Consider the following 22,552-nt stretch of genomic DNA (forward strand, 5'->3'; position numbering starts at 1 on the left):
GAATCCGACACACAACGCAGCGAGAGGCCATCGATCGTGCGAACCGATCAGTGTGATCACGGGACAAGCCTTGATGGGCAATCATGCGGCGCGCAGTCTATGTCGAGTCGAGCGCGCCGCTGCATCACATGCGTCGTGGGTGTCGACCGCAAAGAGAGAGGCAGGCCGATGGGAAATACGGCACAGGAACCAACAGGGCTAGACCGTTACGTGTATTCGCAGTCACCCGGGTACGACGAACGGGCGGTGCGAGCGGCGTTCCACGCTGCGGTGCCGTTGAGCACTATTGCAATCTTCTGCTACGACCCGCGAGCGGCGAAGATTCCTTACGCACTGTCGACGTTGCTGCCCGGCGAGGTGTACCCGGGTCAGGTCGTGTATGACGACGACGGTAAGAAGGTCGGCGGAACGGCGACGATCATGCCGGTGGTCGTTGCCGGCGGTCGTGCCGTCGATGCGTTGCGTTCAATCACCATCGGGCACCACCTTTTCGGCCTGCGTCACGTCGCGGTGGTGCATCACACCAATTGCGGAACCAGCAGCTTCACCCCCTCGGGCCTCCTGCACGCTTACCAGGAGGAGCAGGCAGTCGACATCGCCACGGTCTACGACCGTGACGATTTGGCTATCACACATTTGGAAGCGTCGCTGCACCATGACGTCGAGCTGCTTCGGTCCTCGCCCGCAATACCACGCAGTGTGGACATCACGGGCTACGTCTACGACATCGACCGCGACGCATTCCTCGATGTGGCCATCCGGCCGTCCACGTGAGCTGATCTCCGTCGCGAATGAGAATTTCGCGACCGGACTCCTCACGTCAACAGGCTAGCCGTAGCGCGGTCGAAGGCGGCCGTGTCGCCAAGGGCGCGGGCCAGGATCATCGCTCCCTCCAGTGTCGCAATCACGCTGTGGGCGCGCGCCTTCGCGGCGCGTCCTCCAATTCGGCGAGCCAGATCGGCGGTGATGCGCTCGAAGAAATCGTGGGCAGCGTCGGCGACCTCGGGCGGCAGGGCTCCTGTCTCAGCTCCCAGCGCCCCGCCCAGACAGATGAACCCGTCGGCGCGCAAGGTCGTCCGGAACACGTCGTGGTAGGCGGCCACGGCGCCGACTCCGCGCGCGGTCGCATCGTCCACTGCAGCTAGTACCCGATCCGTGTACCGCCTCATCACGGCGGCGGTGAGCGCCGACTTCGTCGGAAAATGCCAATGGACGCTGGAACTCTTGATTCCGAGCTCGGCGGCAAGGTCTCGAAAACTGTAACTGTTGTAGCCAGCCTCTCGTATGCGACTCTCCGCCAGGTCCATCAACCGCTCAGCGGTGTCTCCCATGCCTGGCTCTCTATCGATAGGTCGGTTTTGACAAACGATACCCCGCCTCGTACTTTTGAAGCATCTATCTATCGATAGATAGGGACCGTGATGGATGGGTTGGGCGGCGCGTGGAGCTACGTCAGCTAGAGGCATTCGTGGCGGTGGCCAGCGAGCTTCATTTCGGCCGCGCCGCTCAGAAACTGCATATGGGCCAGCCTGCGGTAAGCGCGCTGGTCCAACGTTTGGAACGCGAGCTTGGTGCACCGCTGTTGGTCCGCACGACACGCAGAGTGTCGCTCACCGGGGCGGGAACCGAGTTGTTGGGCCGCGCCAAGAACATCCTCGATGAAGTCGGATCCGCCTGCGCCGCTGTGCATCGCGTCAGCGAAGGGCATGCCGGCACGGTTAGGGTCGGTATCACACCTCCGGTAGCACCGGTGTTAGCGCCGCACCTGGCCGCCGCGCTAGAACGCCACGCACCTGATGTGAACCTGGTCATCCGGCGTATGTGGCTGCCAGACCTGGAGCAATCAGTGGCCGACGGTCGGGTCGACGTCGCGATTTCATGTGCCCGGCTGCCCGATCCCCCTGGGGTTATCGGCAAAGTCTTTTGTGGGGAGAGCCTGCTGGTGAGCGTGCGAGCAAGTCATCGTCTCGCCGGGCGCAGCTCGATCGCGCTGGCCGACCTCGCCGGTGAGACGCGCGGGATGCACAGTTCGGCGTTGTTCCCGGCGTGGGCACGAGCACATCTACAGGCGCTGGAGGCGGCAGGGGTTCTTCCGCTCACTGTGGAGCTTGCCGACACAGACCTCTTCGCTCGCCGGTGGACAGAGCAGCCGGAGGTGGACTGGATCTTGACCACCCCCTCGATGGTGGCTCCCGATCCGAATAGCGTAGCCAGGCCGGTAACCCCTGCGCTGGTATTGCCCTACACGCTGCAGTGGAACCCCGCCCGCGCCGCTACACCCGCCGTCGGGCGCTTCGTCCACCTCGCACTGTCAGTCGACGTGCCGTCCGGCTGGGTCACTCAACCGGACCACCTCCGTCATCGCGATCCCACGGCAGCTGGTGATCGCGACCGGCGATGAATAACGTATTCCGACAGCAGATTTGGGGAGTATAGCGGTGTACGTAACGTGGTCGAGGTCATCTGGAGCAGGGTCGCCGGCCCGGTGATCGGTGGTGGGAGCTTCCGCGGGCGACGTGACGGAATCCGCTTAGGCACTTCGGGATTGATCGGGTGGGGCAATGACTGCGATAACGTATTTCCCCTTTTTTCATGGCTGAGGTGACCGCAGTCTGTAGATCGTCACCCATCACGGTTGAAAGGTAATCATGAGTTCATTCGGCACACGGTTTCATACAGTCTCAATCGACGGCCTTGATGTGTTCTACCGGGAGGCCGGTGATCCGTCGAACCCGACATTGCTTCTGCTACACGGGTTTCCGTCCAGCTCACACATGTTCCGGAACCTGATCTCGTCGCTGGCCGACAGCTACCACCTGGTTGCGCCGGATCACATCGGGTTCGGCAACTCCGCCAAGCCTACGGTCGACGAATTCACCTATAGTTTCGATCGACTGACCGAGATCACCGAAAAGCTGATCACGCATCTGGGCCTGCAGCGTTTCGCCATCTACATCCAGGACTACGGCGCTCCCATCGGGTTGCGGATCGCAAGTGCGCGCCCGGAGCGCATCACGGCGATCATCACGCAAAGCGGCAACGCGTACATGGAAGGGTTCGCCAGGCCGTTCTGGGACCGGCTGTTCACCTACGCCAAGGATCGCACGCCGGAGAACGAGATACCGGTGCGGGAGTACTTCACCCCCGAAGCCACCAAATGGCAGTACACCAACGGAGTACCCGCGGACCGCCTCGATCGGCTCGCCCCCGAAGCCTGGCAACTCGACCAAGCCACCAACCTGGATGGCGAAGCCAACGCTGCTATTCAGTTGCAACTGTTTTGGGACTATCAGTTCAACCTCGATGGTTACCCGAAGTTCCAGGAGTACTTTCGCACTCACCAGCCGCCACTGCTGGTCACGTGGGGCAAGAACGACGAAATCTTCAGCGCCCCAGGCGCCGAGGCGTACAAGCGTGACCTGCCCAATGGTGAGTTCCACCTGCTCGACGCCGGCCATTTCGCGCTGGAATCTCACGGCGAAGAGATCAGCGGCTACATCCGCGATTTCTTAGCCAAGCTGTAACGCCGCCTTGCGGGGGTACGGCCCGGTTCGGCGCTCGTTCAGCCGGGCCGGGCCGCACCTACCTTCCGCGCCCAGTACCCATCTCATAGTGAACTGAGAAGTTGATTGAAGCCCTCGGTCATCGAGGGATGGGTGTAGATCGCGTCGCGCAGTTCGCCAGCGGTAATGCCGTGCCGCATAGCGAGGGCGACGGTGTTGATCACTTCGTGCGCGTCGTATGACAGCAACGCCGCCCCGAGGATTTCATCGGTGTCGGCATCAACCACGACCTTCATCATTCCCGATGTCTGATCGACGATGCGCGCGCGCGGCATGGTCGCCATGTCGGCAACCCGCATCGCCGCGGCTTTGATCGCGTGCATTTGCCTCGCAGCCTTTTCGGTCAGTCCCACGCGCGCCAGGGGAGGGGTCATAAAGAGCGTGTAGGGCACCGCGAGACGCCCAGCGGTGCTTCGCTTTCCGTCACCGGCTAACTGCGAGAGCACGATGCGGTAGTCGTCGAGGGAAATGTAGGTGAACTGCGGTCCGCCATTGACGTCACCGACAGCGAAGATGTGGTGCTGGGTTGTCCGAAGGACATCGTCAACGACTACGGCGCCGGCACTGTCGACGGCAACACCTGCGACGTCGAGTCCCAGGTTCTCAGTGGCCGGGCGGCGACCCAGCGCGACCAGCACGGCATCGGCATCGACGCTGCGGGTTGCGCCGCTGGTGAGGTAGCGCACCGTCACACCGTGCACCGAGTGGTCGACGGCGGTGACATCCGCGGCGGTTTTGATAGCGACTCCGCAGCTGGCCAGGATTTCGCGAGCGGTTTTAGCGACGTCGTCGTCTTCGTGGGCGAGCACCTCGCTGCCGCGTTCGACCACGGTCACCGCGCAACCGTAGGCCGCAAACATCGCCGCGAATTCGAGCCCGATATAGCCGCCGCCGAGAACGGTCAGACGGTCGGGCAGCTCGTCGAGACCGAGCATCTCGGCGCTGTCATATACCGCGGCTGTATCCCTCAATCCGGGAATCGGTGGGTAGACCGGCTGCGAGCCGGTGTCGATCACCACCCATCGCGCGTTGACCGTGACATGCGGGCCGCTAAGCGTCTCGACGCGCACGGTATGAGGGTCGGTGAAATATCCCCGTCCGGTCAGCACCGTCACCGTGTCGAGTTCGTCTAAAGCGGCGAAATTGATAGATCGCAAGGAGTCCGTCAGTCGGGTGGTCGCGGCCTCCGCTGCCCGAAACGCTCTGTGGTGCGCGGTTTCCCGGTTAAGGTGCTCGGATTGAAATACTAGCGATTTCGTCGGAACACACCCGGTGTTGATGCACGTTCCGCCATACATCTGCGGCGATTGCTCGATCATCACCACCCGCCAACCCTGTGTGCCCAGCACTCCGGCCAACGTCTTGCCGCCTTTGCCGAAGCCAATGACGGCCAGGTCTACCTCCAGCTCGTCGCGCACAGCATCAGTGGTCATGGGATCCGACTGTCGTCATGTCTAGCTTTCCGATCTGTGCGTCGCGGCGATCCGTTGCCGGTCCAAATTCAGCATCACCACCGCGAAAGTGGCGAGAACTGTTGATGCTTAGCAACATGCACGACGGGAAGGCCGCAGAAAAAGATGCAAAGGACTATGGCTGTGATCGCACGCTCCAATAAGTGAATACGGGCTACGTCGAGATCTGTTCTGACACAGGCGGTTTGCATGCGAACGACCTGTTGCGCCGCGGGGATGCTCGGGGGAGTGTCGCAGCTGACGTCCATTGATCGCTCGTGACAATCACTGCCATCGCGAACTGCCGCTTGTTCTCGCGGGCTCATTCACCCACTCTGGAATCCGCGTCCTGGGGAGGTGGAGCTGTGACGGATGGCTGTGCCGGCGCCCGGTGGTCACCCGGTGCGACCGAGGTTGTGATCTGGATTGCTGTGGCATGGTCAGCGCAACGGTGATGCTCGTCGACTTCGCGGCGTTGCCCCCCGAGATCAACTCTGCACGAATGTATCTCGGCCCTGGCCAGGGGCCGCTGCAGTCCGCTGCCCACGCGTGGAGCAACCTTAGCGACGAGCTACGTCTGGCGGCGAGTTCCATCTCACGGGAAGTATCGGCGCTAGTGACCACGGCATGGCGGGGCGCAACCTCTTCGGCGATGGCCGGCACCCTGACTCGTCATAGCGCGTGGTTCTATGCAGCGGCCGAGCTCGCCGACCAGACCGCGGCGCGCGCACAGCAAGCGGCAGATGCCTACGCGACCGCGTTCTGGCAGACGGTGCCGCCCCCAGTTGTCGCGGCGAACCGCCAACTGCTCGTCGCCCTGATCGCCGGCAACCTCTTCGGCCAGAACAGTGCGGCCATCGCTCAGGCGGAGGCGCAGTACGCCCACATGTGGGTCCAGGATGCGGTGGCGATGTACCAGTACGCCGCCGAATCGGCCGATGCCGCAGCGCTCACCCCTTTCTCCTCTCCCGGCAACGATGCGGCGAGAAACGGGGAAAGCGACGCGCTCTCGCGATTTACCTCTGCGCTACCGGCCGTACTCCAGAACCTGACCACACCAGCCGGCACCGTCGCGGATGCGAGCTCGCCGCTATCGGGAATCAGCACCATCCTGCAAACTCTGGGCTTCACGCAACCACTGGGATACCTAGGCCCCGCGAACACCACGATGTCGACGGTGGGCTTAGCCAATTCCTACATGGCCTCGAACTCTGCATCCGACGCCAACCGCGCGATTCTCGATGTGGGAACCAGCATTTCAGCGACCGAGAACGAAATCCTCGACCGCGTCGACCGACTGGCGCCGGTTGCCGTGAGGACACCGGCGTCGCTGAGCGCTACGGTCGCACAGGCCAACTCGATCGGCGGACTCTCGGTGCCACCGAACTGGGCGACGAGCGCACTGAACCTACGGACTGTGGCAGCGACGTCGCTGATCCCCCCGATTGCCGACACTAACTCGGGCACGGTGGTGACGGGCACAAACGGAATGCCGGCCGGCGTGACGTGGGCAGGCCCTGCCGGCGCCAGACGCGGCTACGCGGCGCCGCCGTCGAGGCGGACATCGTTAGCCGGAGCAACAGGCACCCAGACGTGCCAATCCGCATCCCGCGGTCTGGTAGCCGAGCTCGTCGGCTTGGCTCAGCTGCGCGATGCAGGGATTCTCACTACCGACGAGTTCGACCGTCAGAAGCGGCGGATCCTCGGTGAGTAAGAGCAACGTGCGGCGGATCAGCGGTCGCGCTTAGGGATTCACTTCGACGGCGGCATCGAGGGCGAATGTCACCAGCCTGCCCACCCCTCCATCATCACCCTCGGCGCCGGGATCGGTCCAGATCACCTGAGCGGATCCCGACAGGTGCAAAGACATGCCCGACGTGAAATCGATAAAGAGCAGCGCCGCGGCGTTGTCGACGGCCAGATTGCCGAAACTGTTGAACATGTTGTTACCCGGATAGTCCGGCCACCACAACGTCGTCGGTGACTCGATCCGCACGAATCCCGGGGGACCACCCCGATGTGAGGCGTCGGCACCGCGGGTCGGGTGAATCGTGCCGAGAAAGAACGTGTCTGAAGTGCTGATCAGGGCCTGCGCGTCCCGGCTCAGTGACGAATCAAACGTAGGCGTGTGCGTCGGCGTCGCGCGGAGTCGTTGATCGTCGACGGCATGCCGGTGGATGTATTGGGGGCAGTTGCCGTACGCCTGGTCTGCATGCACGACAAGTTCGTCACCGCCGGCCGCTACGAGTGTTCCATTGACCCGCAAGCGTCGACGGGCGTTGAAGTTGATGGCGATCATCCCGACGGGTTGCATCGGGCGCAGTGCATGCAGCGGATCACCGATGCGCGGCGCGGTCGCGATGCGCAGGTGCTCTCCGGATGCCTGCAGGAATCCGGGCGGCCCGGACAGCGGTGACACCCACAGTTGCCCTGCGCTATCCCGGGCGGTCAGTGCCGCAAAGCGTTGTTGGGCAAGGAATGTGGCAGCTCCGCCCGACAAGTAAGGCGGCTCGAGCATGCCTTCAAGGCGACTCGCCGTGGCCTGGACCCCCGCTCGGCGCTGAGTCGCAATTTCGCCTTCGTGAAATCCGGATGCCGCCATCGTGTGTCGCCTTCCCGCTCTCACCGTTGGTCGACACAGTGTTGCCGACCCGGTGCAAAATTGTTCGCCACCTAGAGCCGGTAGCCACAGCGCATGCCCAGGCCGCCGATAGCCCCGCTGCGACCCCGACGGCAAGGTTGTCGGTCCCGATGGTTGCGACCACCGTGCACAGCATGACAAAGGTCTCGGCCTTCGGGGCACGCCGCAGCGTTGCCGGCGCCACACTGTGCCAGTCCATCGTGGAGACGGCAACCATGATCATCACCGCTACTAGCGCAGCCATGGGTATCCGCGCGACCAGCGTCCCCAGCTCCAATACCAACAGCAGTAAGAAGCCACCCGCGGCGAAAGTCGATATGCGGGTGCGTGCACCGCCGATCTTGACGTTGATCATGGTCTGACCGAGCATGGCGCATCCGCCCATGCCGCCGAACAAACCGGTGACAACGTTGGCGAAGCCCTGCCCGAGTGCCTCTCGCGTCTTGTTGGAGGTGGAGGCGGTAAGGTCGTCGACGATTTTCGCCGTCATCAGTGATTCGAGTAGTCCGACCGAGGCCATCGCCAGCGCATAGGGAGCGATCGTCACAAACGCGTGACCGGTGAGCGGGACGCCGGGAAATGATAAGTGCGGCAGGCCCACCGGGAGCTGGCCTTGGTCGCCGACGGTCGGCACAGCGAGCTGCCCCCACACCGTGGCCGCGGTCAGCGCGATGATGGCGACTAGAGGGGAGGGAACGGCCGTAGTCACCTTCGAGGTCCCGACAATCACTGCGACGCCGACCGCAACCATCGGATACACCGTCGACGGCACACCGCGTAGCTGAGGCAGTTGCGACAGGAAAATCAGGACGGCCAACGCGTTGACGAAACCCACTACGACGGGCGACGGGATCTTCTCTACCAGTCGCGCAGCGCCCACGGCTCCAAGAATGAGTTGAAAGATACCGGCAACAACGACGGTGGCGGTGAGGTACTCGACCCCGTGATGGTGCGAAACCGGAGCGATGACTAAGGCGGTCGCACCGGTAGCCGCGGAAATCATCGCCGGCCGGCCCCCCAGGACCGCGATCGTGACCGCCATGGTGAACGCGGCGAAAAGCCCCACTCGCGGATCGACACCGGCAATGATCGAAAACGCAATCGCTTCGGGGATCAAAGCCAGCGCCACAACCAATCCAGCGAGCAGCTCCCGTCCCAGCCGGCGCGGTAAGCGCAACGCGGCGAGCACAGACTGTTGATCAGCGGGTCCCTCCCGGTGTGAGGGATTCATGGCCGAATACCGTTGTTGTAGTGCAATTCTGGGCTTCCGCATTGGGGCGAACTGTCTGGGCGACCGCCACTTCGAGACCTTCACTATACCGGCGCATTGTGACCCCCAGTCGGCGAAAGTCGCTGCTATTGATCGCTTTTCCGGACTGCACTAATCGAATACGACACTAAATGGACGGGCGCGGCAACCCTGCGTGAGGGTTGGGCGTTGAACGCGCCAAACCGAATCACATCGAGCGACCCCAGGAGTTGGGGATCAACGACATCTCCCGAGCCGTCATCTCGCGAACGCGTACCGATCAGGGCCCGAGGTGTCAGACATGAAGACCCCGCGTAACTCTACGAGCGCTAGTGTAGACACACTACCTACTAGAAGGTAGGCTAATCGTCATGACTCCGGCCCCGTCGACAGCACAGGCGATCCTGCAGTGCGCGCGTTCGTTGATCGTGGCCGGTGGATATCAGGGCTTCAGCTACGCCGACATCGCCGCAGTGGTTGGCATCCGCAAGGCCAGCATTCACCATCACTTTCCGACGAAGGTCGACCTCGTGTTGTCTCTCGTTAGGCAATACCGAGCAGAGGCGGAGGCCGGAATCGCAGCGATCGAGCGGCACCGGTCGGACCCGGTGGACCAGCTCCAGGACTACGTGGGGTACTGGCAGGCGTGCATCGACAAACCCGAAACTTCCTACTGTTTATGCGCATTGCTAGCAACGCAGATGCCGGTCCTGCCGGAGCAGATCGCCTTGGAGTTACGAGGGTACTTCCGTGCTCTTGCTGGATGGATGGCGTCAGTTATCGAGCGAGGAGTTCGTCAGGGGAGCTTCGTCGTCGCCGGCGACGCCCGTGCGGAGGCCGAAATGCTGATGGCAACCGTTCATGGTGCGATGTTGTCCGCACGGGCCTACGGCGACGCCCAGGCCTTCACTGACATCACCCAACCTGCGCTTGAAAGGTTGCGCGCGCCATCTTCGACCGCCACCCGGAGCCAACCTACTACTAGGTAGTCGCCCCCACACGTCGAAGCGAAGAGGAATCGCTTCGTGGGCTCGCCGCTGGCGGGCTTCAGCAGCGAACACGCGGGTCGGCGCTGTTCGCACTCATCAATAGGAGCAGACATGACGAAGACAATCGACGGTGCGCAGGCTGTCGGCGCACACACCGGGTGGCTGAAACGCTATTACCTCACGAGGGCTGCCTTCTCCATCGTGTGGGTGTGCCTGGCATTTATCTTCGCCGCCCACTCGGCGATCGTCGTTGCCTTGCTGCTCGTGTACCCCGCGTGGGACGCGATAGCCAATGTCGTTGACGCGCAACGCAACGGCGGAATCTTGAGCAATGGGACGCAAGCGTTCAACGCCGCAGTGAGCACGATTACCACCATCGCGGTGGCTGTCGCGTTGACGCACAGCATGAATGACGTCCTGCGCGTCTTCGGGGTGTGGGCAGCCTTGTCAGGCCTCCTGCAACTCGCCACCGCTGCACGCCGCTGGAAGAGCGCAAGCGGCCAGTGGCCCATGATCATCAGCGGAATTCAATCGGCAGGAGCTGGTATCAGTTTCTTGCTCAAGGCCAACGCCCCAGAGGCACCGCACATTACGGTCATCGCCCCCTACGCTGCGTTCGGCGCGTTCTACTTCCTGATTGCCGCGTCGGCGATAGCCGTCGGTGAGGTGCGGCGCGCACGGCGTTGACGGGACGCGACGGTGCCAGCTGCGTCGCTCAGCGGACCGTAACGTCAGCGACGGACCCACTTATCGGTGAGGATGGCACCATGACCGACCTCGGCCCGAAACTGCATAGCAACTCCACGCCTCGTCTGCAGGTCGTCGACGCGGTCGTTGCGTGTCTGCTGATGCTCGGGCAGCCGGTGTTGTTGTGCGGCACGTTGATGGTCCTTGGCCTACTGGTAATGGGCACCGACGCGTGCGCCTACCAGGCGTGCGGAGATCCGGCCTGGCTGAATCGAGCGATCTGGGTGGACAGTGTGGGTGGTGGGGTCCTGCTGGTAAGCACCGCGGCGCTGACCCTTCTCCGGATCGTCCGCAACCGAACTGCGTGGTTCATTCCGGTGGTCGGCTACCTGCTCCAGTTGGCGCTCGGACTCGCGTGCTGGCTTATGGAGATGCAGGCGGGCCCGATCAGGCATTGACGCCCGCCGCGGCACCTCGTTGCTGCGCAGCACGCGACGCCGAGCACGAACAGTGACTGGTCACCCGAGCAGCGGTGTGCGCCGCGCAGTCAAGGCGTCGAGCCGAGCCTGCATGGCTTCCCGGACGCGCTCAGCGAAGTCCTCGGGAGACTCATCCGCATCGCCGATCATGTCCGGCATCACCGCGGTGACGAGTTTGGTGGGCAGCGGTAGATACGGCACCAGACCGACCACGCCGAAGTTCAGGCCCCAGGGAATCGACACGCTGACCGGAAGAGCTTTGACGCGCAACAACTTCGGAAGCCGAAGCGCACGGGCAGCGGCCTGACCATCGCTGAGGACTACCAACGACTCACCTGCCCCGGCGGTCACCACCGGCACGATCGGCACACCGTGGGCCTGGGCTAAACGGGCGAATCCCGAGCCGTGGAACTTGATCTTGTTGCGCTCGCGCCACGACTTCCCGGCATCGACATCGCCACCCGGAAAGACGAGAACGTTGTGACCAGCTTCGAAGGCTGCGTCGGCGGCCTGTCGGCTGCCAGGCGTCCCGCCAACTCGTTCGACGAGCGATCCGACACCGAGTGTCCAGGCGATCTGATGCACCATCGCGGTGGTGGGCCGGGTGACGCCGGCGGCCGCACGTGCTGCCACGAATGCCGCGACGTTAAGATCGATGACTCCGCCGAAGCCGTGGTTGCAGACAAAGAGTACGGGCCTGTCGGGAACTGGAGCGTCGATGCGGACTTCGTGTCGGTGATAGACCCGCAGGTAGGTCTGTATCGCCGCCGAGAGCCAGCCAGGCTGCGGAATCGCCGGCTCTTCAGTCACGCCGAAAACCGTTGCACGTCAATGTGCGAGGCGATCGCATGCAGACTCCTCAGTTGGGCTCGATGGCGTCGGATGCCATGGGGGTGGGCCAGTCGACGGGTGATTCGCGCAGTGACGAGATGTCGGGCAGCGGCTTGCGGCACAGCGTGCTGGCCTGCTTTGGCGTCATGCCTAGCGTGCGCAGGAGGCGTTCGGTCACGGCATCGACGGTGGCGTCGGTCTCGCGCTCCGGACGCTCACGCAGCAGGGTAGTCAAGCCGATGAACATGCCTCCGGCGATGGCCAAGCCCAATTCGGGATCGCCGATCGTGAACCGCCCCTCGTCGATCGCAGCGGCGATATCGCGTCGCGCCCGCGGAGACAATCCGCGGTCAGACAGGATGAGCGAGTCCCCGTGCGCAAGCAGTAGCGCGGCCTCCTGCGGCCGGTAGCGAAACAGCCGCCCGCTCAAGCGATAGTTGGCGGCGAAGGCCTCGGCTGGGTCCGAGATCGATCCGGTGAAGCCGTCGAGCAGGGCGCCGAGGTCATCGAGGGCTTCAGTCACGGCTGCGGCGAACAATTCCTCTTTGCTGGAGAAGTGGTTGTAGAAGGACCCCATACCCACATCGGCGGCCTGGGTGATCTCCAGGATCGGAACGCTGGTTTTACCTTGCGCGATAAAACTTTTGGCGGCCCGCACCAGAGCGTTGCGGGTGCGCAGCTTGCGTCGCTCCAGGCGGTTGACCGGCGTATTCGACAACTCCTCGACATCTCGCTCGGGCACGTCCATGCGCAACAGGTTATCAGTCCCACTCAATTCTGAGGATATCGTCAGAACACTTGACTGAGCTTTCATACGTATGTGACGATTTCGTCAGATCGAAATGGAGGAGGCAGGGCGTGGCACAGGCAGTGACGCCGATGAGCGATCGACACGCGGGTCTGCACAGCGATCGGGGCGCTTTGCGCGGCGAACATGCCGGCCGGTCGCGGGATCCGATCATCCGCGTCGCCGACATCGCCTGGCTGGAGTTCGACAAGCCCGACCTGGTCCGCGCGGAGGCCTTCGCCCGGGCCTTCGGGTTCGGCATCGCCCTGCGTGATCCCCAACAGCTGCATTTGCGCGGCACCAACGCCGGTTCGCCGTGCGTCGTGCTGCGTCGCGGGCACCGCACCCGCTTCGCCGGGCTCGCCCTGCGCGCGGACGACGAGGTCGATCTGGTGAGGCTGGCGGACAAAACCGGCGCCTCACTGCAGCCACTTCCCGAATCGATCGGGGGAGTCGCGGTGCGTCTGACCGATCCCAGTGGCATGCCGGTCAAAGTCGTCGCCGGTCTCCACGAGCTGCCGGCCCAACCCGCTCAGGCCTCGCAGGTCGTCAACACCGGGCCCGATGACGCGCGGATCAACGCCACCGTGCGGCCGGCCCGCGTGCCCGCCCGCGTGCAACGCCTCGGTCACGTCGTGCTGCAGTCCACCACCTACCTGCGCACACTCAACTGGTATCTGGACACCTTCGGGATGATCGTCAGCGACTTCCTGTTCTTCCCCGGCCAGCGCGCCCGCGGGCCGGCGATGAGTTTCATCCGTTGCGACCGCGGCACCATCCCGGCCGACCACCACACTCTGGCCCTGGCGCTCGGTCCTGCCAACCGCTACATCCACTCCGCCTACGAAGTGAGCGATCTCGACGCACTGGCCGCCGGCGGCGAATACCTGCGTGAACGCGGCTACTACCGGTCCTGGGGTATCGGTCGCCACATCCAGGGCAGCCAACTGTTCGATTACTGGCGCGACCCGGACGGCTTCCTCGTCGAACACTTCACCGACGGCGACATGTTCGACAACACCCTCGAACCCGGCTGGGCCCCCTTCACCGCATCAGGCCTGGCGCAGTGGGGGCCACCGGCGACCAAAGACTTCCTCGACGCCGACCCCCGCGCGGCCCGCCATCAGGTAACCGCGATGCTCTCCGCCCTCCGCGCGGACAACGAATTCGACCTCAACCGTCTTATCGGATTACTGAAAGTAGCTGTCTCGTGACCATTTCCGTCCTTCGCACCGCAGAGGGCTGGTGGGTGCAACACGCCACCGGCGCTGCCCACATCGATACCAACGCCGCGACCACGGCCGAACTCCTCGCAGACAGAGCTGCCATCGACGCGGCTGCCGCCACCGGCGGCACCGTCGCCGTCGACGAACTGCAACTGTTGTCACCGGTGACCACCCCTTGCCGCGTCGTCGCCCAGATGACCAACTTCGAGTCCCACGTCGTCGATGCCGGCATGGACCCAAAGACGGTGCCGTTGACCTTTTTTCGGAAGTCGTCGGCCTCCATCACCGGACCCTTCGGCGAGATCGTCCGCCCGCCGCATGTTCAGCTGCTGGACTACGAGGTCGAAATCGGCTTGGTGGTCGGGCGCGACATCCCGGTGGGCACCACTATCACCGACGCGAACCTGGCCGAGTACATCGCCGGTTTGACCATCACCAATGACGTGTCCGCCCGCGACATCCAACTGCCGCAAACGCAGTTCTACGAGGCGAAGTCGTACCCGACGTTCACCCCGGTGGGGCCCGCGCTGCTACTCGTCGAGCCGTCCGAGTTGGCCCGATTCGGCGACCTGCGCCTGCGGCTGAGTGTCAGCGGTCAGGAACGCCAGAATTCGATCGTCGAGGGCGACATGCTCTACCGGCCGTTACAAGCTCTGCAATCGCTGACACGATTTCAAGACCTCGCGGTCGGCGATCTGATCCTCACCGGCACCCCGGCCGGCACCGCGCTGACCGCTCCGCCCAAGCCGATCGAGATCATCGGCAACCTGCTACCGCCGGCCGTCAAGTGGAAAGCTTTCTTCTCACGTCAGGCGAAGAACCCGAAGTATTTGCAGCACGGTGACGTCGTCGAGGCGTCCATTGCCACCGATGACGGCGCCATCGACCTCGGTGCCCAGAGGTTGGCGGTGCGCCACGCATGAGCGCCCCCCATGGCGCTCCCGCCGAGCACGTTTCGGTGGCGATTGTGGGCGGCGGTCCGACCGGCATCACCGCGGCGACTTTGCTCGCGCAGTACGGTGTGGACACCCTGGTGCTGGACCGTTGGCCGCAGGTCTATCCGCAACCGCGGGCCGTGCATCTCGATGACGAGGTCTACCGCATCCTGGCCCGGCTCGGCATCGCCGAAGACTTCGCCGCGATCTCCCGTCCAGCCGCCGGTCTGCGCTTGGTGGACCGAAACCTGAAGGTGCTGGCCGAATTCCGGCGCGACACCCCGGTGACCCAGAACGGCTTTCCGGCAGCAAGCATGTTCGACCAACCCGAACTCGAGGAGTTGCTCCGCCGCAACCTCGCCGGCTATCCGCACGCCCGGTTCCGCGGTGACGTCGAAGTGCTCGGGGTTGCCGCAAGTGCACCCGCAGGCGCGGTGCACCTGCGGATCCGAGACCGCATGACCCACATCGACTCGGTGATCAGCGCCGACTACGTGCTGGGGTGCGACGGCGCCAATAGCACGGTGCGCGGCGCCATCGGCGCGTCGATGCGCAACCTCAAATTCGACCAGCGCTGGCTGGTCGTCGACATTGCCACCACGGCCGACCTGCAGCAGTGGGACGGCGTGCATCAGGTCTGCGACGGGCAGCGGGCGGGGACCTACATGCGTATCGGGCCCACAAGATACCGCTGGGAGTTCGCGCTGCTCGATCACGAATCGGTCGACGACTACGCCACCCTGGCCGCCCTGCGGCCACTGATCGCCCCGTGGACGCGACACGTTGCCGACGCCGACCTGCGCGTGATGCGGGCCGCCGAGTACACCTTCCGCGCTCAGATCGCCGACCGCTGGCGGCGCGGGAACATTTTCCTGCTCGGCGACGCGGCCCATCTCACCCCGCCGTTCATCGGTCAGGGCATGGGCGCCGGACTGCGCGACGCGACGAACTTGGCCTGGAAGATCGCCGCCGTCCAACGCCGAGGTCTCGCGCCCAAGGTGCTCGACAGCTACGAGGCCGAGCGACGGCCCCATGCTCGGGCGATGATCGCGTTGGCGCTCAACGTCGGACGCGCCATGACGTTTGGTGGCCGGCTCGGCGCGGCCGCGCGGGCCGTCGTGCTGCCCCGCGTGCACCTGGTGCCGGGACTACGGGCGAAGGTCACAGATTCGCAAACCCCGCCGCTACGGTCCTCGGCGCTGGTCCAGCGCACTCTGGCCACCCGCCGTATCACTGGGCGACTCTGCCCAAACGCATTACTGGGCAACGGCTGTCGCCTCGACGACGCGTTGGGAACCGGCTTCGGAGTGATCACCACCGTCGAGCTGACCTCGCCGCAGCAGGACATCTTGGCGACGCGCGGTGCCCGCGCGGTCCACGCCTCCGCAGGATCGGACTTGGCGTACTGGCTGAACCGCCACCACGTGAAGGCCGCGGTGATCCGACCCGACCGCACCGTCATGATCGCCGGCCGCAACCTCACCACCTTATGCCGAGCCGTCCCGCTGTTCCTGGTCGACCAGGCGTCGGACACCTCGCTACATACCGGCTCGGCCGGCTAGGAATAGGAAGAGTCCACGTGTTTCGTCGCCCCGCAGATGTACCGGTGTACCGGCCCGACATCTACACCCGCGCCGCGATTCTCGACCCCCTCCCGCACTACCGCGCCTTGCGTGATCTCGGGCCCGTCGTCTGGCTGGCCCGCCACCGCCTCTACGCCCTGCCGCGCTACGCCGCATGCAAGGCCACCCTGCGCGACGACGGCCAGTTCCTGTCCGGACACGGCGTCGCCGCCAACCCGCTGGCCAACCGACTGTCACGCGGCACCACCCTCAACAGCGACGGCGCCGACCACGACCGGCGCAGAAAACTTCTCGCACACCGCATGATGCCTCGTGCTCTGCGCGCGCTCGGCGACGACGTCGACACCCAAGCCCGCACCATCGTCGAGGACGCCGTGCGCCGCGAACAGGTGGACGCGGTCGCCGATCTCGCCACCGCGCTGCCGCTGGCCGTCGTGCCCGACCTGGTGGGGTGGCCCCGCGATCAACGGACGCGCTTACTCGGCTGGGGCGCAGCAACTTTCGACATCCTCGGGCCGGCGAACCTGCAAGCTCTCAAAGCCGTACCGCGCAGCCTGCAGATGCTGCGCTTCGCGCGCCGGGTCGTACGCGACCGCAACGTGCTACCCGGCAGCATGGCCCATGAACTCCTGACTGCGGTCGACGAGGGCAACCTTGCCGTCGACGAAGTGCCGCCGCTGATGATTGACTACATCGCACCGTCACTGGACACCACCATCAGCGCTATCTCCAATGCCATCTACCTGTTCGCCCAATACCCCGACCAGTGGGAACTGCTCAAAAGCGATCCCTCGCTGATTCCCAACGCCGTCAACGAAGTTGTGCGTTACGAGTCCCCGCTGCGGGCCTTCACCCGAAAGGCGTTGCACGACAGTGAGATCGACGGTGTTCCCATCAGTGCTGGCGCCCGTGTGCTGGTGCTTTACGCCTCAGCCAACCGTGACGAGCGTGAGTGGGATGCTCCCGACGTCTTCGACATCCGCAACGACGCCGGACGCCACGTCGGGTTCGGCAACGGCGCGCACGCCTGCGCCGGGCAAGCCCTCGCGCGGCTCGAGACCACGGCGATGCTCAAGGCCCTCACCGAGGCCGTCGAGCGCATCGAGGTGACCGCGGAGCCGACCTGGGCGGTCAACAACATCATCCATCGTCACGAACACCTGCCGGTGCGGCTGATCGCGGCCTGAACTCGGTAGCCCCAGCGTCGGGCTCAGAGCATGAATTCGCCGCCGTTGACGTGAATGACCTGACCGGTCACGAACTTGCCCGACTCGCCAGCGATGAACAGACATGCCTCCGCGATGTCTTCGGGATCGCCGATCTTCTTGATGGCCAGGCGCTCGGCGATCGCGCCGGTGTCCACGTGCGTGTATTGCGACTTGTCACGAACGGTGTTGATGGCCCCGGGCGCAACGGTGTTGCAGGTAATGCCCCAGACTCCGGCTTCCCGCGCGACGGCTTTGGTCAGCCCGTGCATGCCGGCCTTGGCAGTCACGTTGTGTGCGCGTTGAGAGATGTGCCCGGTCCAGGCATCGTAACCGGCGATGTTGATGATGCGACCCCAGCCGTGCTGCCGCATTCTCGGGAGTACGTAATGGATGACATAGAACGCCGAGTTGAGGTTGTAATTGATGGTTTCCTGCCAGTCGGCGATGGAAATCTCTTCCAGTGGTTGACGTTTGCGTCGCGCGACGTTGTTGACGGCGATATCGATCGAGCCGAAACGCGCTGTGCCCTCGGTAATCATGGCGGCAACCGCGTCGGGGTCAGCCACATCGGCCATGATGCCGATCGCTGCGCCGCCCAGATTTTCGATTTCGCGCACGGTGTCGTCGACGGCATTTTTGTCCTGATGTCCGTTGACGATGATGTTGGCGCCCTCGTGGGCGAACAGTGCAGCGATCGCGCGCCCGATGTTGCGGCCCGATCCGGTGATCAGTGCGGTGCGGCCTTCGAGGCGACGGCTCATGGAGCTCCTAGGCTTTCGCAGGGGTTGCGTTTCACGAAGTGACGTCGAGTGCGGCGCGCACGATACTGTCGGCGTCGATGCCGTGGTACCGGTACACCGCGTCGAGGTCGCCAGCCTGCCCGAACGTGGTCACCCCCAACGATTTACAGCGCACCTGATTGATGGTGGCCAGGAAGGCCAGCGTATGCGGGTGCCCGTCGAGCACGGTGACCATGGGTGCGGATCGCTCGGCGGGAAACACCTGGCCCAGGATCCAGGAAGGCGCCTCGGTCAGCCCGTCGCGGCTCTGCAGCGCGCGATAGACCAGATCCGGGCTCGTCACACAGACGACTTCGGCGTCAATGCCCATGTCGGCGAGCCGGTTTGCGGCGTCGCTGGCCTCGGTGGCCAGGGCGCCCATCGCGGCGATGCAGACGGTCGGCGTGGCGACCGGGCGAAGCGTGTACGCGCCGGCGAGTACGTGGCGGCGCCGCCGTTCGCGGGCGGCGGGATCCTGGGGGATGCCTGCCAGCTCTTGGCGGACGGGTCGGGTGGACAGCCGAAGATAGGACGAGGTTCCGTCGGGGCGTCCCAAAAGGCCGAGGCAGTGCAGCAGGATCCACTCGACTTCGGCGGCGAAAGCCGGCTCGTAGCTAATGCAGCCCGGTTGTTCGATGCCGATGGACGGCGTCTTGATCGACTGGTGCGCACCGCCTTCGGCGGCCAGGGAGACTCCGGACGGGGTGCCGACCAGAATGGATTGTCCGCCGGCGTAGATGCCGAACGACCACGGCTCGAGCGCGCGCTCGACGAACGGGTCGTAGAGGACACCGATGGGAAGCAACGGCTGGCCCCACCGGCTCCAGGTGGCACCCAGCTCCCCGAGCAGACCCACCAGGTTGACTTCGGCGATGCCGAGTTCCATGTGTTGCCCCGTCGGGCTTTCCCGCCAATGCATGATGGAGTCGGCGTCGTCAGCGAACCAGTCGGGCCGCTCCGAGGGCGACCACACGCCCACTTTGTTGAGCCACCCGGCGAGGTTGGTGCTCGAGCTGACGTCGGGGCTCACCGTGACCACTCGACGTGCGACCTCGGGTGCCTCCCGAGTCAGATCGAGTAACGTGCGCCCCAATGCGCTCTGGGTGTTAGACACTGCTGGCGGGGTGCGCCCGATTTCGACCGGCACCGACGGTGGTTCGGTGGTGCGCATGTCGGCCCGGCGTAACTGTGTGGCGGTTTGCTCGCAGAGCCGCCCGGCTGAGGAGTCAGGATCGAAGCGCCGGAAGGGATTTTGAGCATCTTCGCCCAATGTATGGGCCAGCTGAACGAACTGTTCATCGGTCAGCAGCGAGGAGTGGTTCTGCGGATGCCCCTGTGTGGGTAGTCCGTACCCCTTGATTGTGTAGGCGAGGATGATGGTGGGACGGGAGTCGTCGATCTGGTCGTAGGCCCGCTGCATTGCGGTGATGTCGTGGCCGCCGAGGTTGCCGATCGCCTTCAACAGGGTGGCGTCGTCGAGGTCCTGGATCACGGCGGCGACGGTGGCGGCATCCGAGCCGTTACCTGGTAGCCGAGAGCGTAGTTCGGGAGCCGAACAGCGCAGCAGGCGCTGATATTCGGGGTTGGGCATGGTCAGGATGCGGGTACGCAGCGCATCGCCGCCGGGCCGGCGGAACAGCTCTTCGAGCAGCATTCCGAATTTTACGGTGAGCACTTGCCAACCCGCGGCGGCGAACGCGTCCTGCAGGCGCTGGGAGGCGATATGGGGCACAACGCGATCCAAGGACTGGCGGTTCATGTCGACGATCCAGACGATCTCGCCAAGTTCCTGCACGGTCGGGTCCATCACCGCTTCCCAAACCGCGCCCTCGTCGAGTTCCGCGTCACCCACCAGGGAGTATTGGCGTCCCGTTCCGGCGCCCCCAAAGACGGTGTCGACGTAGCGGCGCGCAAATGTAGCCCAAATAGGAGCAGTGGCACCAATTCCCACCGACCCGGTGGAGTAGTCGACCGGGTCGGGATCTTTGGAGCGGCTCGGGTAGCTTTGCAGGCCGCCGAATTCCCGCAACGTCGTCATATACCGCTCGTCGAGAGTTCCGAGCAGATAGTTGATGCTGTGCAGTACCGGTGAGGCATGCGGCTTCACCGAGACCCGGTCGTCGGGCCGGAGTTGCCCGAAGTACAGCGCTGTCATGATGCCCACCATGGAGGCCGACGACGCTTGATGTCCGCCGACTTTCAAGCCGCTGGGATTCGGTCGAATCCGGTTGGCGTGGTGCACCATCGCCGTCGACAACCACAGCACACGCGAGGCGATCAGATCGAGATCCGGCGTGGTGTTCCGGTCGTGCGGGGAAGGGGCCGAGCCTAACGGATGAGCGATGGTCACGGTGCCTCCTGAAAGTCCGGCACCCACGTCGGGTAGACGTCGGCCCACGCGCTCCCGACAAAATCAGCAAGTTCATCGGCCGCCGCGGCACCAATACTGCTGCGCCACACCACGTGTCCGTCGGGCCGGACCACGACGGCGCCGCGGTCGCCGACCTCGAACAGTTCGATCAACGCGGCGCGGTCGTCGGTGTTCGCCGCGCTCAGGGCCACCACGGTGAGCGGCACCGTCATCGGCGCCCCGGCGAGGCCTGCGCTCCAGCCCTGCGGGTCAGCGGTCAACAACGTGAGCCCCGTATCGGCGAGGACCTCGTGGGTCGATACATGCAAACCGTCCTGGGTGGTGACGAACGCATGCGGCAGCCGCGCTCCCGGATGGGTCGTAGGTTGGTAGAACGCGACATCGCTGTCGGGACAGCGCCCCTCGGAGGCGTCGATGAGCGAACTGGCGTAGGCGTAGCCGAATTCCAGGCCGCTGGCCACGAAATGTTCCTCTTGGCCCGGGACGGCATCAATGATGTGCTGGCGCAGTCGCTGACCGCGGGCGCCACGGCGCAAAAGTGCTTTTGTGCGCGAAGTTTGGGCGTAGGTCAACGCGTCGGCGACGGCCGCGACCATTCGGTCGGGAACTCTATTCAGACGAAGCTTTCCCGCGAGTTCGGTCGCTTGGTGCAGAGACCGATTGGTAATGCCCAGCGGCTCGGTGACGTGATCGAGTGTGAAGTGATTGTTCGTGCTCTGCTCGGCGAAACGCGCGACGACAGGGCGCCGTTCGGTCTCGTAGGTGTCCAGCAGAGAATCTGAAGCCCCCGAACGCACTATTGCCGCCAGCTTCCAGGCCAGGTTGTGGGCGTCCTGTACGCCACTGTTGAGTCCGAAGCCGCCGGTGTGCGGGAAGCGGTGGGCGGCGTCACCGATGAGCAGGAGCTGTCCGCGGCGGAATCGATCGGCGAGCTGCGAGGTCATGGTCCAGGTACCCGTCGACCGGATCCGATACGGTGTCGAGCCAATTACTTTGGGCAGAACGCGATCCCAAAATCGGTGGCTGTCGCGCGCGATCAGTTGCGCCCCGTGGAGATAGGGCGTCATCAGCACGTAGTCGTCGTCGGCGTGCGCGATCATCACCCCGCTGAAGCGAGGATGGTAAATCCAGCTGAGCAGTGGACGGTCCGCGCCGTCGCTGTACATCCCGGGCGCGTGGAAGAAGACGCTGCCCATGTTGGCCAGCACCGGGCCCTGCATGGTGATCCCGGCAGCGTCGCGCAACGTGCTGTTCGCCCCGTCAGCGGCGACGATGTACCGCGGTGACACCACCTTCGGTTGAGATCCTGCCGAGCGCAGGATCAGCCTCTCGCCGTCCATCTCGGCGCAACAGCCCCGCTGGAAGTCGATCAAGGCTTCGTTCTCGAGGGCATCCCACAACAACGGCATGAGTAGGTGCTGACCGATGTGGGAAATGAGATACGGGCTGTGCGTACGCACTTCGGCAAGCCGGTCGGGTTGGGACAGCAGGTCGATCTCTCCGAGTGGGGAGGTGCGCACGTCGGTACACCAACGAATGATGTTGACCGTGTCGATCGGGGGAGTGATCGATTCCAGGGCGCGCGTCAGTGCGGGGGAGGCCCGGTTCCAGATTTCTAAGGTGCGCGCGTTGATGACGTGCGCGGCAGGATGCAGACGCGGGTCGGTGCGTTGTTCGACAACGGTGCATGCAATGTCGTAGCGGGCCAACAGCAAAGCCAGGGTCGACCCGGCGGCGCCGGCGCCCACGATCACGACTGAGTCAGTGTCCATG

At 64.4% G+C, this 22,552-nt stretch carries 20 protein-coding genes; 11 read left to right on the forward strand and 9 right to left on the reverse strand.

What is annotated here, in order from left to right; translation table 11 throughout:
• Nucleotides 1-168 precede the first annotated feature (168 nt).
• Nucleotides 169-774 carry a carbonic anhydrase gene (locus MKK62_RS09545; RefSeq protein ID WP_240261306.1) on the forward strand — a complete coding sequence of 202 codons (606 nt, stop codon included), beginning with the start codon at nucleotides 169-171 and terminating at the stop codon, nucleotides 772-774.
• 41 nt (nucleotides 775-815) lie between these two features.
• On the opposite strand, the gene MKK62_RS09550 is transcribed toward MKK62_RS09545, so the two are convergent.
• Nucleotides 816-1,331: a TetR/AcrR family transcriptional regulator gene (locus MKK62_RS09550; RefSeq protein WP_240261305.1), complete on the reverse strand. Its 516-nt coding sequence runs from the start codon at nucleotides 1,329-1,331 to the stop codon at nucleotides 816-818.
• Nucleotides 1,332-1,441: 110 nt separating this feature from the next.
• Between MKK62_RS09550 and MKK62_RS09555 the strand changes: the two genes are divergently transcribed.
• Nucleotides 1,442-2,401: a LysR family transcriptional regulator gene (locus tag MKK62_RS09555; RefSeq protein ID WP_240261304.1), complete on the forward strand. Its 960-nt coding sequence runs from the start codon at nucleotides 1,442-1,444 to the stop codon at nucleotides 2,399-2,401.
• A 247-nt stretch (nucleotides 2,402-2,648) separates the two neighbouring features.
• A complete protein-coding gene (locus MKK62_RS09560) occupies nucleotides 2,649-3,524 on the forward strand; it encodes an alpha/beta fold hydrolase (RefSeq protein WP_240261303.1) in 876 nt (291 codons plus the stop codon).
• A gap of 83 nt (nucleotides 3,525-3,607) precedes the next feature.
• On the opposite strand, the gene MKK62_RS09565 is transcribed toward MKK62_RS09560, so the two are convergent.
• Nucleotides 3,608-4,996: an FAD-dependent oxidoreductase gene (locus tag MKK62_RS09565; protein WP_240261302.1), complete on the reverse strand. Its 1,389-nt coding sequence runs from the start codon at nucleotides 4,994-4,996 to the stop codon at nucleotides 3,608-3,610.
• A gap of 454 nt (nucleotides 4,997-5,450) precedes the next feature.
• Here MKK62_RS09565 and MKK62_RS09570 point away from each other — a divergent pair, with 454 nt between their 5' ends.
• Nucleotides 5,451-6,728, forward strand: coding sequence for a PPE family protein, SVP subgroup (locus MKK62_RS09570; protein WP_240261301.1), 1,278 nt, complete (start codon nucleotides 5,451-5,453; stop codon nucleotides 6,726-6,728).
• A 30-nt stretch (nucleotides 6,729-6,758) separates the two neighbouring features.
• Here MKK62_RS09570 and MKK62_RS09575 read toward each other — a convergent pair whose 3' ends face one another.
• Both MKK62_RS09575 and MKK62_RS09580 read right to left on the reverse strand, forming a co-directional pair.
• Nucleotides 6,759-7,532 carry a pyridoxamine 5'-phosphate oxidase family protein gene (locus MKK62_RS09575; RefSeq protein ID WP_240261300.1) on the reverse strand — a complete coding sequence of 258 codons (774 nt, stop codon included), beginning with the start codon at nucleotides 7,530-7,532 and terminating at the stop codon, nucleotides 6,759-6,761.
• A gap of 4 nt (nucleotides 7,533-7,536) precedes the next feature.
• Nucleotides 7,537-8,886, reverse strand: a complete 1,350-nt coding sequence (locus MKK62_RS09580) for a SulP family inorganic anion transporter (protein WP_240261299.1) — start codon at nucleotides 8,884-8,886, stop codon at nucleotides 7,537-7,539.
• Nucleotides 8,887-9,275: 389 nt separating this feature from the next.
• Between MKK62_RS09580 and MKK62_RS09585 the strand changes: the two genes are divergently transcribed.
• From MKK62_RS09585 to MKK62_RS09595, 3 genes are all read left to right on the forward strand, one after another.
• The gene (locus MKK62_RS09585) at nucleotides 9,276-9,893 is read left to right on the forward strand and encodes a TetR/AcrR family transcriptional regulator (protein ID WP_240261298.1); all 618 of its coding nucleotides are present in this window, start codon (nucleotides 9,276-9,278) and stop codon (nucleotides 9,891-9,893) included.
• A 111-nt stretch (nucleotides 9,894-10,004) separates the two neighbouring features.
• On the forward strand, nucleotides 10,005-10,580 hold the full coding sequence (locus MKK62_RS09590; protein WP_240261297.1) for a DUF308 domain-containing protein: 576 nt from the start codon (nucleotides 10,005-10,007) through the stop codon (nucleotides 10,578-10,580).
• An 80-nt stretch (nucleotides 10,581-10,660) separates the two neighbouring features.
• The gene (locus MKK62_RS09595; RefSeq protein ID WP_240261296.1) at nucleotides 10,661-11,038 is read left to right on the forward strand and encodes a hypothetical protein; all 378 of its coding nucleotides are present in this window, start codon (nucleotides 10,661-10,663) and stop codon (nucleotides 11,036-11,038) included.
• A 60-nt stretch (nucleotides 11,039-11,098) separates the two neighbouring features.
• Here the strand turns inward: MKK62_RS09595 and MKK62_RS09600 are convergent, their stop codons facing one another.
• Nucleotides 11,099-11,869 (reverse strand): 1-acyl-sn-glycerol-3-phosphate acyltransferase, encoded by a 771-nt coding sequence (locus tag MKK62_RS09600; protein WP_240261295.1) that lies wholly within the window; start codon nucleotides 11,867-11,869, stop codon nucleotides 11,099-11,101.
• 49 nt (nucleotides 11,870-11,918) lie between these two features.
• The gene (locus tag MKK62_RS09605) at nucleotides 11,919-12,638 is read right to left on the reverse strand and encodes a TetR/AcrR family transcriptional regulator (protein WP_240261294.1); all 720 of its coding nucleotides are present in this window, start codon (nucleotides 12,636-12,638) and stop codon (nucleotides 11,919-11,921) included.
• A gap of 131 nt (nucleotides 12,639-12,769) precedes the next feature.
• Here MKK62_RS09605 and MKK62_RS09610 point away from each other — a divergent pair, with 131 nt between their 5' ends.
• The 4 genes from MKK62_RS09610 to MKK62_RS09625 are packed head-to-tail and all read left to right on the forward strand — an operon-like array spanning nucleotide 12,770 to nucleotide 17,608.
• The gene (locus MKK62_RS09610; RefSeq protein ID WP_240264226.1) at nucleotides 12,770-13,891 is read left to right on the forward strand and encodes a VOC family protein; all 1,122 of its coding nucleotides are present in this window, start codon (nucleotides 12,770-12,772) and stop codon (nucleotides 13,889-13,891) included.
• Nucleotides 13,888-14,826, forward strand: coding sequence for a fumarylacetoacetate hydrolase family protein (locus MKK62_RS09615; protein ID WP_240261293.1), 939 nt, complete (start codon nucleotides 13,888-13,890; stop codon nucleotides 14,824-14,826). Before MKK62_RS09610 ends, MKK62_RS09615 begins: the two co-directional genes overlap by 4 nt.
• Nucleotides 14,823-16,400: a bifunctional 3-(3-hydroxy-phenyl)propionate/3-hydroxycinnamic acid hydroxylase MhpA gene (mhpA, locus tag MKK62_RS09620; protein ID WP_240261292.1), complete on the forward strand. Its 1,578-nt coding sequence runs from the start codon at nucleotides 14,823-14,825 to the stop codon at nucleotides 16,398-16,400. Before MKK62_RS09615 ends, mhpA begins: the two co-directional genes overlap by 4 nt.
• A gap of 17 nt (nucleotides 16,401-16,417) precedes the next feature.
• A complete protein-coding gene (locus tag MKK62_RS09625) occupies nucleotides 16,418-17,608 on the forward strand; it encodes a cytochrome P450 (RefSeq protein ID WP_240261291.1) in 1,191 nt (396 codons plus the stop codon).
• Between the two features lie 23 nt (nucleotides 17,609-17,631).
• Here the strand turns inward: MKK62_RS09625 and MKK62_RS09630 are convergent, their stop codons facing one another.
• From MKK62_RS09630 to MKK62_RS09640, 3 genes are read right to left on the reverse strand one after another with little or no spacing between them, the layout of a single operon-like run.
• On the reverse strand, nucleotides 17,632-18,390 hold the full coding sequence (locus tag MKK62_RS09630) for an SDR family NAD(P)-dependent oxidoreductase (protein WP_240261290.1): 759 nt from the start codon (nucleotides 18,388-18,390) through the stop codon (nucleotides 17,632-17,634).
• 31 nt (nucleotides 18,391-18,421) lie between these two features.
• A complete protein-coding gene (locus tag MKK62_RS09635) occupies nucleotides 18,422-20,758 on the reverse strand; it encodes a thiamine pyrophosphate-binding protein (protein ID WP_434085046.1) in 2,337 nt (778 codons plus the stop codon).
• Nucleotides 20,755-22,551 carry an FAD-dependent monooxygenase gene (locus MKK62_RS09640; RefSeq protein ID WP_240261289.1) on the reverse strand — a complete coding sequence of 599 codons (1,797 nt, stop codon included), beginning with the start codon at nucleotides 22,549-22,551 and terminating at the stop codon, nucleotides 20,755-20,757. Before MKK62_RS09640 ends, MKK62_RS09635 begins: the two co-directional genes overlap by 4 nt.
• Between the last annotated feature and the right edge of the window lies 1 nt (nucleotide 22,552).

The organism is Mycobacterium paraterrae (assembly GCF_022430545.2).
GTDB classification, from domain to species: domain Bacteria; phylum Actinomycetota; class Actinomycetes; order Mycobacteriales; family Mycobacteriaceae; genus Mycobacterium; species Mycobacterium paraterrae.